This window comes from Flavobacterium crassostreae (genome assembly GCF_001831475.1).
GTDB classification, from domain to species: domain Bacteria; phylum Bacteroidota; class Bacteroidia; order Flavobacteriales; family Flavobacteriaceae; genus Flavobacterium; species Flavobacterium crassostreae.
Genome location: NZ_CP017688.1, coordinates 2,757,887 through 2,771,774 on the forward strand (window position 1 = coordinate 2,757,887; position 13,888 = coordinate 2,771,774).

At 30.8% G+C, this 13,888-nt stretch carries 12 protein-coding genes and 1 pseudogene; 7 read left to right on the plus strand and 6 right to left on the minus strand.

Going from position 1 to position 13,888, the window contains the following annotated elements; translation table 11 throughout:
- Positions 1-124 precede the first annotated feature (124 nt).
- Positions 125-529: a hypothetical protein gene (locus LB076_RS12170; protein WP_066337115.1), complete on the plus strand. Its 405-nt coding sequence runs from the start codon at positions 125-127 to the stop codon at positions 527-529.
- 380 nt (positions 530-909) lie between these two features.
- Positions 910-1,146, plus strand: coding sequence for a hypothetical protein (locus tag LB076_RS12175; RefSeq protein ID WP_066337116.1), 237 nt, complete (start codon positions 910-912; stop codon positions 1,144-1,146).
- A gap of 226 nt (positions 1,147-1,372) precedes the next feature.
- On the opposite strand, the gene LB076_RS12180 is transcribed toward LB076_RS12175, so the two are convergent.
- The 4 genes from LB076_RS12180 to LB076_RS12195 are packed head-to-tail and all read right to left on the minus strand — an operon-like array spanning position 1,373 to position 7,685.
- Positions 1,373-2,230, minus strand: a complete 858-nt coding sequence (locus LB076_RS12180; RefSeq protein WP_066337122.1) for a DUF7281 domain-containing protein — start codon at positions 2,228-2,230, stop codon at positions 1,373-1,375.
- Positions 2,230-5,928: an ATP-binding protein gene (locus LB076_RS12185; RefSeq protein WP_066337125.1), complete on the minus strand. Its 3,699-nt coding sequence runs from the start codon at positions 5,926-5,928 to the stop codon at positions 2,230-2,232. Before LB076_RS12185 ends, LB076_RS12180 begins: the two co-directional genes overlap by 1 nt.
- Positions 5,912-6,484 carry a condensin complex protein MksE gene (locus LB076_RS12190; protein WP_078055328.1) on the minus strand — a complete coding sequence of 191 codons (573 nt, stop codon included), beginning with the start codon at positions 6,482-6,484 and terminating at the stop codon, positions 5,912-5,914. The genes LB076_RS12185 and LB076_RS12190 overlap by 17 nt, the downstream gene beginning before the upstream one ends.
- 4 nt (positions 6,485-6,488) lie before the next feature.
- Positions 6,489-7,685 carry a hypothetical protein gene (locus LB076_RS12195; protein WP_066337133.1) on the minus strand — a complete coding sequence of 399 codons (1,197 nt, stop codon included), beginning with the start codon at positions 7,683-7,685 and terminating at the stop codon, positions 6,489-6,491.
- A gap of 1,238 nt (positions 7,686-8,923) precedes the next feature.
- Between LB076_RS12195 and LB076_RS12200 the strand changes: the two genes are divergently transcribed.
- The gene (locus tag LB076_RS12200; RefSeq protein WP_232505656.1) at positions 8,924-9,853 is read left to right on the plus strand and encodes a dihydrodipicolinate synthase family protein; all 930 of its coding nucleotides are present in this window, start codon (positions 8,924-8,926) and stop codon (positions 9,851-9,853) included.
- Between the two features lie 108 nt (positions 9,854-9,961).
- On the opposite strand, the gene LB076_RS12205 is transcribed toward LB076_RS12200, so the two are convergent.
- Complete coding sequence (locus LB076_RS12205) at positions 9,962-10,945, minus strand: ISAon1 family transposase (RefSeq protein ID WP_070786672.1); 984 nt, start codon at positions 10,943-10,945, stop codon at positions 9,962-9,964.
- Complete coding sequence (locus tag LB076_RS12210; protein WP_066334588.1) at positions 10,926-11,291, minus strand: ISAon1 family transposase N-terminal region protein; 366 nt, start codon at positions 11,289-11,291, stop codon at positions 10,926-10,928. Before LB076_RS12210 ends, LB076_RS12205 begins: the two co-directional genes overlap by 20 nt.
- A 357-nt stretch (positions 11,292-11,648) precedes the next feature.
- On the opposite strand from LB076_RS12210, the pseudogene LB076_RS13700 reads away from it, so the two are divergent.
- The 4 genes and pseudogenes from LB076_RS13700 to LB076_RS12225 form a co-directional block, all read left to right on the plus strand.
- Positions 11,649-11,771 (plus strand): annotated as a pseudogene (locus tag LB076_RS13700) (transposase); the annotation flags it as partial.
- A gap of 71 nt (positions 11,772-11,842) precedes the next feature.
- Complete coding sequence (locus tag LB076_RS12215) at positions 11,843-12,205, plus strand: ISAon1 family transposase N-terminal region protein (protein WP_070786662.1); 363 nt, start codon at positions 11,843-11,845, stop codon at positions 12,203-12,205.
- A gap of 13 nt (positions 12,206-12,218) precedes the next feature.
- The gene (locus LB076_RS12220) at positions 12,219-13,172 is read left to right on the plus strand and encodes an ISAon1 family transposase (RefSeq protein WP_198402045.1); all 954 of its coding nucleotides are present in this window, start codon (positions 12,219-12,221) and stop codon (positions 13,170-13,172) included.
- Entirely contained in the window at positions 13,165-13,446 is a 282-nt protein-coding gene (locus tag LB076_RS12225; protein ID WP_078055321.1) for a transposase, read from the plus strand. The genes LB076_RS12220 and LB076_RS12225 overlap by 8 nt, the downstream gene beginning before the upstream one ends.
- The last annotated feature ends 442 nt before the right edge of the window (positions 13,447-13,888 follow it).

Here is a 13,888-nt window from a genome sequence, read left to right on the forward strand (position 1 = left end):
TTTAACCTAATTTTTAACAAAAAAAAAGGTCAACATAGGCTAGGACAAGACGGGTTATTTTTAAATTGAAAAACACAGGAATTTTAACACGCTACTAACCATACACAAACCGTTAGCAACAATTATGAAGAACTATAGTATTATAATAATTATTTTATTTTGGTTACAGACAAATGCACAAGGTGATCTTTCATCTAAACACTTTAAGTTCAAAGGCAAATTAGAAAAAAACACATTGTTGGAAACTTGTGGTAGTGAATACTCTAAAGAAATAGCAATAGTTTTAGAAATTACCATAACAAGTCCTGAAGATATTAAAAGATTTGGAGAAAAAATTTATGTCGCTCAAATTTGTTATGAAATACCGGGAGAAGGTGTTTTTAACGGCAAAGAACATGACATAGAAATACGTGATAAACAAATGTGGCAATGGAAAATTTCAATATTAAACCCTCAACTTTTTGAAAAAAATCGTGATAAAAAAGAATATTGGCTGGAAGATGTAAGTAGAAAAGTTACTATACATTAACAATAATAACTGTTGCAAACAGTCGTTTATCGCAATTGCGCATTTTGTGATAAGTTCACGTTCACATTTCGCAAGAAATTTATCTTTAACGGAAAATAACCGTCTCCAAAGCCTGCAAACTGCTTGAGGCGCAAGAAAGTTAGTACCATGGAATACTTCTTGGTTTTTCATCCTTACTTTTGACTACATCTGTTTTTTCACAAAGTGAAAAGTCAAAAACTGAAATTGTTGAAAAGAAATCCAATAATAATCTAAATCAAAAAAGCTCTATAGAATTTATCGAGTTCAATAGAAAAATATTGGAAAAACTAAAAAATAATGATTAGAAAAGCTATCCTATTCTAGGAATTAATATTGTTCAAAAAGGCACGAAAAACAATGTGCAATCAAATATTGATGGAGACTTTTTAATCAAAATACCTATTGAGGATTTCAAAGATAGCGTTGTTCTCATATTTAGTTATATTGTTATGGAAACAAAAGAAGTTGAAGTTTATAAAACTAAAAGCGACCTAAAAATAGAAATGATTTTAAGTGATGCATTATTGGGTTCGATAATAATTCTCAAAACCAAGAAAAAAAATATTTTTACAAGAGTTGGAAATCTATTCCAATAAATAGTACCAGCCGCAAACAGCAACTATAACAGATTTGGACATTGGGCTTAATGGAAAGATTGTTTTGTATTTGGGGAAATTGGCTAAATTCATCTAACTGTAAATTAAAAAAATGAATTCATGTTATCTTTTATTTTTTTTCTCTGTTTGTTGCCTTAGTAAAGACATACACATTTGTAATTTTGGTCTGCGTAATGGCTTGTACAAATTGTAGGTTTATCGGTCTTTATGCTTTGGATTTTATATAATATTCTTGATCTAGTCCTTTTTTTTCTGAATTTATTATCAATATCAAATCTAAGATTTTTTTCTCTTGTATCTTTTTAAGATCAAAGTTTGCTTTTTGGTTGTCAAATCGTGCTCTATTACCGTATTTACAAATATCCATTTTAATATTTTTAGGTATATAAAATGAGGCTTTATTTAATAAATGACATTTGTATTCATTAAGATATATTCCAATTCCTGCCATATCAAAGTCTCCAAAATGCAGGTAATTATTTGGTATAGACTGCATCCATTTTATAAAATCCTTGTTTTGGTTTTGTGGATAACGGGATATGAACAAAGGTTTAATGTTTTTAAAAAGGTACTCTTGTTCTTGAATACAACTAAAGTTTTTAGCATTTTCGACACCAACTATAGTTATATCTGTTGGAATTTTAAAGGTTTCATAATCATAGATAAAAGTAAAGCTTCCAAATACTGGATAAATAGTTAGGTTTTCATTATTCAATTTGGCGTTTATTACGATATAACTGTTTATCAAAAAACCTTTAAATGCTCTTTCCTTTGAATATTTGGAATCTGTGGTAATTTTTACGAATTCTGCACGAGTAGAATCATGATTTTCTAACGCAAATATATACTCGTTCAGGTTGTTAATTTGTAATTGATTAGATAAGTATATTCGTAAGCTTTTTTCATTAATGAGTTCTAAAGATTTTTTGTGTTTTCCTTTCCTGAATAGAATGTTTTCAGCAATTAAGTCTTCAATAAGCTTACTTTTAGCTGTACTATTAGAGATGGTCTCCCCATTGATTAATCGAGCTAGTACTTTTGCTATATTTAAGGATAACTTCATTAATTAAGAACTTTAGCGTTTACTTTTACCAATTTATTGATTTTTGTAATATATTTTTTTGTGTCTATTTTAGATGGTTCTTTTGCTAACTTATAGGTATATTTATAATCCGTAGCATTTTGACTAGTTGGCGAACCATTAATCAATAATATATTTCTTTCGTTTGCAAACCTTAAAATACCACTAACGTTATTCGGATGAAGCCTTCCTATTTCATCCATCATACAATGCAATTTGAAGTCTTTGAAGTTTCTGGAAGCATTATCTTTAAATACATTTAAAAGCAGAATGTTAATCATTGCCTTTACCAAAACATCTGTTCCTTCACTACCCACATTTGAAAGTTTTTCAACCCAACCTGAATCATTATCATTTTCAACTATTCTAAATTGTAAATCAAAAGATTCGGATAAGGTTAATGTGGAACTTTTTGTTTTCTCAATTTCTTCTATCAATTTTTTTAATAAATCTATTGCTTTTTGATTCTTTGAATTTCTATCTGATGTTGTAAATAGGTTTGTTTCGCCCATTACCAAGCTATTCTCATCATTAAAATCTTTTATTTGGACTAACAATTTTACTATTGGATTAGAACTCTCCTTTGTTCGCATTTCCATTTCCTTAATGGCTTGAACAAAATTCTTAGTAACAAAATCATTATTTATTTTTCGGATTATTTTTTCAATTTCGGCTTCTTTAGAATTTAGTTCGGTGGTTTCTCTTCCTATTAAGTGAATAATATTTGCAAAGCGTTCGTTAACTCTTTTTTCAAATTCGACTATTTTGTCTTCTTCAATAAATTCTTTGAGGTCGGACGCAAAGTTTAAATAATCGTCATCTTCATTAAGTTTCACTCTAAAACTAAAGATATTTTGTTCGCCAAAATTTCCTATAAAAGTATTAGTGGCTTGCTGCAATTCTTTAAAAGTATCCATCTCTCTATAGTAATTACTATTTATTTCTGCAATAACTGAAACCGCAGTTTTGGTGTATTCTAACTCTTTTACTTCAGCTAACAAATATTTTTGAATACTAGAAAAAGTATCTGATATTTTGAATGCTTCATACTTATCTAGGTCTGAATCAAATTCAGCAATATCAGATTTTATTATTTTTACAGCATCCTCTTGTTTGGAACACTTATGATTCATTTTGTTCATTTCAATTTTATGCTCGTCTGTAATTATTTCCTGTTTCTTTTCTTCGCTAACTTTGTTTGCTTTTAACTTTGGTACACTATCAAAAAGTTCTCTTTTGTCTTTTTCATATTCAATTACAAGGCGTTCGTTTTCTTTAATAAACGCTAAGCCTTTTTGAATTTCTTCTAATCTACCATCAATTACAGAAAGTCTTTTCGTATCAGCACCTTTATGATCCAGTTCTTTAGTTTGCTTTTCTTTTAATTCTTGAATACGTTTGGCTGTTGCTGTATTGTTTGCTAAAATGGAAGCTTTCAAAACAGTAACCTTATCATTTTTAACTTTTTCCAAGTTTTCTAATTCGGCATTTCTCTCGTTTTCTTTTAAAGTTATTTTCCTTTTTATTCCATTTTTAATACTGTCGAGATTAATTTGCTCTTTCAATTTTTCAGAAGCAAATTCTTCTAAATTATTTTCTAATTGCCGTAACAGGGCGTCTTTCTCCTGTTCGGATTTTTCAATCCATTGGTCTAATTCGACTTTATTTTTCTTAAGTTTATTTTCGTTTTGCGATATAATATATTCGTTTTCTGAGATAGCATCTTGGTATATATTGATTTTTTTACCGAATTTTATTTTTAGCTTTTGTAGGTTATGGTCCTTTTCCGAACTTAATTGATGGATCTTATTTTGAATTGCTGCAATCTGTTTTTTATAATCGGATACTTCTTGGTTATATTCTTTAACAGTTTTAACACGACTGCTTAATGAGTTTAAATTGAGTTCAATACCAAAAAGAGAGGTCGTTTTTAAATCCACTAATTTTGGATTTAATTCGGTGTTAAAAAGTACATTTTCTTCATCTATCACTTTTCCTACACTGTTTTCCCAATTTGGATACTTATCGTTTAACCATCCATAGAGTGATACTTTACTTTGGTTAATTTTGTTTTCTATTTTTTGGATTTTTTCTGATAGCTTTTGATTTTTTTCTGTTTGCTGGTCTAATACCATTTGAAAATCTCTTTGGACTTCCTTAGCCTCAAACTCCCCTTCTTTGCGAGTGGTTGTGATTTGATTTTTAGAATCTAAAATCGTGCTTTTAGACTTTGCAATATTCACTTCAAACTTTTTCTTAGCATCCTTGCAATTCTCAATATCTTGAATAAAAAAAGTTTGGTGTTTTAATTCCGATTTTTTGTTTTTGACCTTGTTTTCATTATCCGAAATTGTGTTTAAAGTATGTATTGCCTTTTCTTTTTCAGCCTTATTGTCTTTATTAATTTGGTTAATTATTTCTTGATAATTGCTAAGGATTGTAGTTTTAGTATCTGCAAAGCTACTATTGAGATTATTGATTTCAGCAGTTTTTTGATTTGCAAATTCTTGATTTTGATTTTGGGATTGTGCAATTAAAGCCTCATATTTTTGGTTAAGTTCTGAAAATTTAGAAGTAAGCAGTTGCTTTTCTTCTTCTAAGGCTTTGAGTTCATTGGTTAAAGCGTCTTTTCGATACACTTTTTGAATAATTTGATCAATATCCAAATTGCTATATTCCGCTTGCTTATCCTTTGCTTTTGAGAGTTCTTTTTTAATATAATCTATTTCCGAAATTAATTTTTGTTCTCTTTTTTTATGAATTTCATTTAATTTTTCTCTTTGATTCCAAAATTTGATTAAGACTTCGTTTTTGCGTATATGGTCAGAATCTAAAATTGGTTTTTTTCTACGTATAAATTCAATTCTGGATGCCAATTCAATTGCAAGCACCTTTTTTTCTCGTCTAAGTAAGTTCCGTATTCTGTATTTATCAATTACTTTATGCGCTTGATCTCTTATGATTATTTGTCCTTTTTTGTTCTCTTTAAACCATATCCTAATATCATTTATTTGAGTTTCAAAATCACGTAAGTGGTTTTTGGAATAATTCTCAATATCAATAATAAATTCATCTTCATTTAAGGATTTTATAATGGTGTCTTTGATGAATTTAGCTTCCAAATTTGTATTTAAAAACACATTCTGAATCGTTCTTGGGATATTTTGGAATTGTTTACTTTCAATTAGTGCGTATTTTCTAAAATCGGGCTTTAGCCCTTTATTATCTCCATATATTATCTTTCTAAATTCTTCATAACTAGTTACCAAAGAGCTGTAATGAACCTCCCTACCAAATGCATTCCTTATTTTCTCCCAACTTTCAAAAGCTCTATTATTTTCATCAATGAATAGTTCTCTTTTGTATGCAGAATTGAAAAATCTAAAAGCGACTTTGCCATTGAATTTATATGCTAACACGCAATAAGGAATAGTGTCTTTTATGATTTCATAAATAATGTACGAGTTTTGAAATTCAAAATAATAATCATCAAAACCTTTCTTCTCTCTTGGAATACCGAGTTTGGTTTTGTTTGTATTGTAAAAAAATAAAATAGCACGAAGCAATGTGCTTTTTCCCACACCTTGTGTGCCAATCAAATGCACATTACCATCCAATTCAATCTCAGTATATTTTACCGAAGCACTATTTATAAATATTATTTTATTCAGGTATCTCATTTTCTATTTCTTCAGGGATATTTATAATTGAAATAACATCTTTAAGGTAATTGAATGAAGTTAGTACTTTATACGTTTCGGACATTTCGTTTTCCAAAGTTATAAAGTTGTCTTTTTCTAACTTTTCAATTATTTTTTTTATTCTATCGGTATAATTCTTTTTATCGGTACCTATTTTTTTGAAATTATCCAATTTAGACTTCAAATCCGCATTGTTTTTCAACTGATTAACAACATCCGAAGGGGAAAATCTATAGCCAACATCAAATGAAGAATCAAACGTTTTGAAAAAATCTAACATATCGATCCAACCAAATGCTTTATCCAATTTTCTGTCTAAATCTACATTTCTTTCATTTCGGGTAAAATAAAAATATTCGTTGCCTTGTTCTAAAATATAATTAATTTGATAGAAATAGTGGTATAAATCCTCAAAAGTATCGCTATCTTCTAAAATTTTATAGAGTGTTTGGATGTGTTCGTTCGGACTGTTTGAACAGATAAATTGTCCTTTACGAAGCACATCAAATATATCTGAAGTGTATTTAGTTATCATAAATCTATTTTGCCATTACAATTGCATATTCTATATCATTGGTTGTTTGAAAATTGTTTTTTATGTCTAAATCTTGCTCGTAAAGTGAAATGACATGGCAGAAGATGGTAACCCGCTCATTAAACTCAACATTTTTTGAAAAGTCATAATTCAAAATAAAATGGAATAAGTTATCGCTAGTTGCAATAAAACTATTTTTGATTTCCTCATAATTTATCATTATTTCTTCTACAGTACTATTTTCGAGAAATTCATTAGAAATACTATCCGCCAATTCTGTCTTAAAGAGTTTTCGGTCTTTATGGTTTTTTGCATTTCTTTTAATTAGTTCAAAAGCTTTTTCATCTTCTCTTAAAAAATCTAAGGATAGATTTAAAGGTTCACTAGTTCTGGTTTCAAAAATTACGTGATTTTTATTGGATACAATTTGTTTAATATCGGTTTCGGCTTCAATTAAGAAATGGTCTTTTAGGTATTTTAATTTTCGTAACTTTTCTAAGAATTTGCCGTGGATTTTTATTTGATTCAGATAATCAATTATCTGTTTTTCTATCTCTATTAAATTGTGTGAACATTCTCCTAGTTGAAGTTTTAGGTCAATAATGATTATATTTAATTCTTCATCTAACGCTCTGTTAAAAAAGGTGACTTCCTCTTGGTTTACAATCTTTAATGTTTGCCTTATCAAATTTTTGATTCCTGTTCGTTTTTCATCTAGGCTTTCTAGTTTTAATTGTTTGTTTTTGTAATTCGATTCGTTTTTAAAAGTGTTATCCGTATTTCGTCTTAAATCCACAACGCTTCTTAGTGTAACGAGCCCAATTTTTCGAAACGCCTTTTTTATAAACCGTAGATACCCATATTTGGTGTTTTCATTATTTTCATTTAGGAAATAATGAATATTTTCTTTTATGTTTTTAATATTTTCATCAATATATGATAAATTGATTTCCTCATTAACATCTAAAACCTGTTCAAAAAACTCTAAAAATAGGTCGTCAAGTTCTAATATTGCTCCATTTTCTCTTATTACAGACCTTTGTATTAAGAAGTCTATTCTATTTTCGTCATAATCAACCAACTCTATTGCATCACTCAATTTATAATCAATAGATTTTCTTTTGCTAAACATTTCAGAAATCAGTTTTGACTCCCTATTCAAAGCGAAAACCAGTTCTTTTATGTCATTAAATGTATTCATTCTCTTGTTTTTTTTAACGTGGGCAAAAAATAGCTTTTTTTTAGCCTTGGGTTGTGTTTCGGCAATACCAAATATGCTGTTTGTGCGGCTGGTTTTTTGGTATGTAATACAACATTTCGCCACCTTGAGTTGTGGCGGATTAAAAAAGTCTAAACTTTCGTTTAAATACTAACTTCAAATTAAGTCCGAAAGTCAATTTTAATAATTTTACATTTGTTTTAATTAATATTTAAGTTTGTTTTAATTTAGGGTTTCTTTTTCTGTTTTCCATTTTTTACGTCCAATGTCTGCCAACGCTCCCGCCTTAACTAGTTTGCAAGTTTTAGATACGATTATTTTTGGTCTAACGAATATACAATTAAAAACGATAATTTCACAGAATCTGCAAATTGGTTAAGACGATTGTCATGTGTTTCGAACCCTAGATAACAAGAGCATTATTGTAAATCTCCAAAACGTTGCTCTAAATCAAATTGCTCTTCGATCCAAAATTATATTTCCCTGTGCATAAATCGCAATAACATTTTAATTCTTGAGTAAAAACGGACGTATCTTTTTTTATCGCTCGTACTATTTCGCTTTCGCTGAAATGCTGCTCTACTAGTATATCTTTGGTCACGGGTCTAAATAGCTCATTATCTAGAACTTTGATCCACAATAACTGAAACAATTTACTTCTTTAGAAAGAGACGAATTTTAGGGCCTTTCTGTCCAAAAAATAGCATATCTCTTTTTTGGAAAATTGTATTAATTAATTGAATCTAGTATTCTAACGCATAACATATACGAAAAATCAATAAAATCAATAAAATCAATGGAATAAAAACGCTGGCTTAAAAAGCTGTTTGGATATAGTGGGTTTTAGCGGTATTACTACTTCGCAACCACATTCTACAAAGCAGAAATTTGAGAGATTACCAAGTCCGCAACAGCCACAAACACTAGAGCATTGTGGTGCCGTATAAAAAAATTTTCCTTATTTTTAAACTTCTTGAAATAATAATTCCAATTCAGAACAATGTTTCTTAAAATAAGCCCCTATTTGATAAGCATAACAGATCAATTACCTACAGGGATAAAGATTTAAACCTGACAAGTGACATATTTCATTTCTTCTCTGGCGGATTTGAAGCTTTTTGAATAATTTTGCATATTTTTGTAAAAAAATTTATTGACATAATTTTACATTAAGAATTAATATGAAAGAAACAAATAATTTAGACTGGAGATATAGCGTTATGCCGGCTGTTTTTACATGGCTGAAAGAGTCCGAATCCGGTGCTCTTGAAATTGACCTAGAAGCAACAAAAAAATTCGCTTCAGATATTTTAAAAGTTCAAGGAAAAGGAGGAAGTAGAATGGGCGGACTTGTTGGTTCTGGTACTCTAGGTGAGAATAGCTACCTAAGCTCAGAACAACGTCTTTCGTTACTTAAAGCCCTTTCTGAAGTTGCTAAAGAGTACAATGTACCATTGATCAGTGGAGCTGCAGCAGAAACCAAAGAAGAGCTAGCCAAAATCGTTGCAGATCTTGCAACCGTTGGAGTGGATACTGTTATGGTAATGCCACCAAAAACTACAGCGGTTCCTTCTGAAGAAGAAATGTATGCGTACTATGAACTTGCTGAAGTAACAGCAAGAGGTGCAGGCATAACCATCATGCCTTATAACAATCCTGATGCAGCCGGATACCATGCACTTTCAACAGATATTCTTAGAAGAATTTCTGTTCTTCCTAATGTAACTGCTCTTAAAATATCAACTATAGATGTTTCTGTTATTGAAACACTAATGTTAGAGAACAAAGATTTAAAGGTATTAGCAGGAGTTGACACCGTAACGGTACACGCAGGACTTGCTGGAGCATGTGGTGGCATTACAGGTGTAGGTTGTATCTTCCCAAAAGCTAGTGTTACTATGCAAGAGTATGTAGTAAATGGAGAATGGGCTAAAGCAAACCAAATTTCTCAGGCTATGAATTCTATTTCATACCTAGATGCGCAGCCATTACTTATGGAATATCTTAAATATGCCTTTGGAATTCATCATAATGATGCCACAGGTGGACTTCGTACCCTTGGTAAAAAATTAACGCCAGAACAAATTGAGGATGTTCGTGCGAGATATATTTTAGCAAAAGAACGACTTGAAGTTTTAGACTTAATATAGACTAATTCTTTTACTTATTAAAAAAGAAAAAGCTCCGTTTTTACGGGGCTTTTTTTGTGCCCAACATTATTGTATGGATCAATCCCAAAACCTGTGGAGCAGCAAAAATTAGGCATAAATAGTAGTTAGCCTAAAAAGAAAGAATTCTACATTTCGAACCCCTCTAAATTGAGATCTAAATGCTTTTATTTTTGCATTGAACGATTCTGCTGATGCATTAGTACTTCTGTTATCAAAATAGTTTAATATGCTTTGATAATGATTCATTATCGATCTTGAGATTGTATTGAAAGACTTAAATCCAGATTGATTTACTTTTTCATGCCATTTAGCTAGTCTGGCAAAACCAATGATTTTATCGGTTGTGTTTTCAAAAATGTTCCGTAATTCTTGAGATAGATTGTAAGCTTCTTTTATGTCGGGATATAATTCAAACAACAATAATGCTCGTTGTAATTGATTCGCCGTCCATTTTGATTTATTCTTGTATAAGAAATACCTACTTCTAGCAAGTAACTGCTTAATAGTATCTCCATTAGTCAATACTTCAGGCTCAAATCTTTTCTTGTTTTTCTTCGCTTTTTCTATTGCCTGATTTTCTTGGTCTATAGCTTGCCAACGGTATTTAATTCTTATTTCCTGTAAAGCTTCTGTAGCCAATTTTTGAACGTGGAACCGGTCGATTACGCGAGTTGCATTAGGAAAGGATTTCTTGGCAATGAGCCCCATATTTCCTGCCATATCTAGGGTTATCTCGGTGACTAGATTTCGTTGTTTAAGAGGGATTCTTTCAATGATAGCGATTACCGTTTCAGCTTTGGTTCCTGCAATCATAGCCACTATAGTTCCTTTCTTTCCCTTTCCAGCTTTGTTGGTCAAAATAGTATAGAGTTCGCCATTGGACAAGGAGGTTTCGTCAATTGATAAGCGTTTGCCTATGTTTTCTGGAAATATAAGCCATTGTTTTGCGTGTAGTTTTTGATCCCATATTTTGAAATCACTTAGAAAATCTTTGTATTGATGTTGTAGATTTTTACCGCTAACGCCATAGAAAGAGGCGATAGCATTACAATCATTTGGGCTGGAATCTATGGATCTCTTTTAAAAAAGACGCAAACTCCTGGGTTACACGAGTTCCGTCTGCTACTAAATTCCAATCTCTAAAAACTACTTTTCCAGTATCTTCATTCAGCCATCTTCTTCGAGTGATATGAAGATATACCTGATGCCCACGGATAGGGAAATCCTGAACTGTTATTTCATCAAAGAACCCTTTTGAACTTAATTTAGATTGTCGATGTTCTTTAGGAATTGAATTAATCTCCTTTAAGTAAAGATGAAGTATCTCTTCCTCTTTTTTATAGGAAGTCAGTTCAAAGTATTCAACTATGATTTCAGGAAGTAACAACTTGAGAAGGTCGACAAAAGAATCTTGCATTTGTATCTGATTTGGAAATACAAATATCTCTATTTTTATATTTCCCCACAACTTTTAGACTTGATCCTATTGTATCTAAACTAAAAAAACACCTATTTATTAGTTTAAGTATTTGATCGTGATTTTTGTTTTGGTATGAAGCAAATACTAAAGAGGTATATGCTATTTTATAACAATACTAGGTTACATATTCTTTTAAGACGCATTATCCCAATGCAGAAATGGAACTAGGACAAGCATCTAATTTTAATAAAAAATTAAGCGCATAAATAAGAATCAAAATTTACAATAATACGCTTGTTTTATTGGGCTAGAAAACAATTATTTGCTTATTCTCCAACTTTTATTCCTGATCCTAATACAAGTACGAATGCTTCAGCGGAATCCTTTAATGCTAAAATAAAAGCTTTTAGATCGCAATTTAGAGGTGTTCGAAATGTAGAATTCTTTCTTTTTAGGCTAACTACTATTTATGCCTAATTCTTGGATCAAGTCTAAATGTTGTGGGGAAATATTAAATTTAGATATTTGCATTTTAAAATTTAATACAAATGCAAGATTCTTTTGTCGACCTTCTCAAGTTGTTACTTCCTGAAATTATAGTTGAATACTTTGAACTGACTTCCTATAAAAAAGAGGAAGAGATACTTCATCTTTACTTAAAGGAGATTAATTCAATTCCTAAAGAACATCGACAATCAAAATTGAGCTCAAAAGGATTCTTTGATGAAATAACAGTTCAGGATTTCCCTATTCGTGGGCATCAGGTATATCTTCATATCACTCGAAGAAGATGGCTGAATGAAGATACTGGAAAAGTAGTTTTTAGAGATTGGAATTTAGTAGCAGACGGAACTCGGGTGACACAGGAGTTTGCGTCTTTTTTAAAAGAGATCCATAGATTCCAAGCCTAATGATTGCAATGCTATCGCCTCTTTCTATGGCGTTAGCGGTAAGAATCTACAACATCAATACAAAGATTTCTTAAGTGATTTCAAAATATGGGATCAAAAACTACACGCAAAACAATGGCTTATATTTCCAGAAAACATAGGCAAACGCTTATCAATTGACGAAACCTCCTTGTCCAATGGCGAACTCTATACTATTTTGACCAACAAAGCTGGAAAGGGAAAGAAAGGAACTATAGTCGCTATGATTGCTGGAACCAAAGCAGAAACAGTAATTGCTATTATCGAAAAAATACCGCTTAAACTACGAAATTCTGTTACCGAAATAACTCTTGACATGGCAGCAAACATGGGATTGATTGCTAAAAAATGTTTCCCTAATGCTACTCGCGTCATCGACCGGTTCCATGTTCAAAAATTGGCTACAGAAGCTTTACAGGAAATAAGAATTAAATACCGTTGGCAAGCTATAGACCAAGAAAATCAGGCAATAGAAAAAGCGAAGAAAAACAAGAAAAGGTTTGAGCCTGAAGTATTGACTAATGGAGATACTATTAAGCAGTTACTTGCTAGAAGTAGGTATTTCTTATACAAGAATAAATCAAAATGGACGGCGAATCAATTACAACGAGCATTATTGTTGTTTGAATTATATCCCGACATAAAAGAAGCTTACAATCTATCTCAAGAATTACGGAACATTTTTGAAAACACAACGGATAAAATCATTGGTTTTGCCAGACTAGCTAAATGGCATGAAAAAGTAAATCAATCTGGTTTTAAGTCTTTCAATACAATCTCAAGATCGATAATGAATCATTATCAAAGCATATTAAACTATTTTGATAACAGAAGTACTAATGCATCAGCAGAATCCTTTAACGCCAAAATAAAAGCTTTTAGATCTCAGTTTAGAGGTGTTCGAAATGTAGAATTCTTTCTTTTTAGGCTAACTACTATTTATGCCTAATTCTTGTCGCTCCACAGGTTTTGGGATTGATCCAATTCTTGTCGCTCCACAGGTTTTGGGATTGATCCTAAATCAATCTGGTTTTAAGTCTTTCAATACAATCTCAAGATCGATAATGAATCATTATCAAAGCATATTAAACTATTTTGATAACAGAAGTACTAATGCATCAGCAGAATCCTTTAACGCCAAAATAAAAGCTTTTAGATCTCAGTTTAGAGGTGTTCGAAATGTAGAATTCTTTCTTTTTAGGCTAACTACTATTTATGCCTAATTCTTGTCGCTCCACAGGTTTTGGGATTGATCCTAATTCTTGTCGCTCCACAGGTTTTGGGATTGATCCCATTAATAATTAATGGTTAACCAAATTTACTTAATAGTGATAAGCTTTACAACAAAATATTTTTATAAAAAACATGGGGATATTCATCAAACAAAAAACCCTAACTAATTGACAATCAATCGTTAGGGTTTTAATTCTGCGGAGAAAGAGGCTCCACAGTATATTTTATAAACCCCAGTAAATACTGGACTTTTCAGTGTTTAATTAGAACTTGCGTACTTAAAAGTGTACTTCAAAATTTTTGTAAAAAATACTGTGTAAATGTACTATAATTTTATATAAATTATGATTGTTTAAATTGAATTTTAAGATAAATGCAACTTTGTTGGTTATTTGATTTTTATTCCTTTTGGCCCAGGGAAATCTTTGCCTA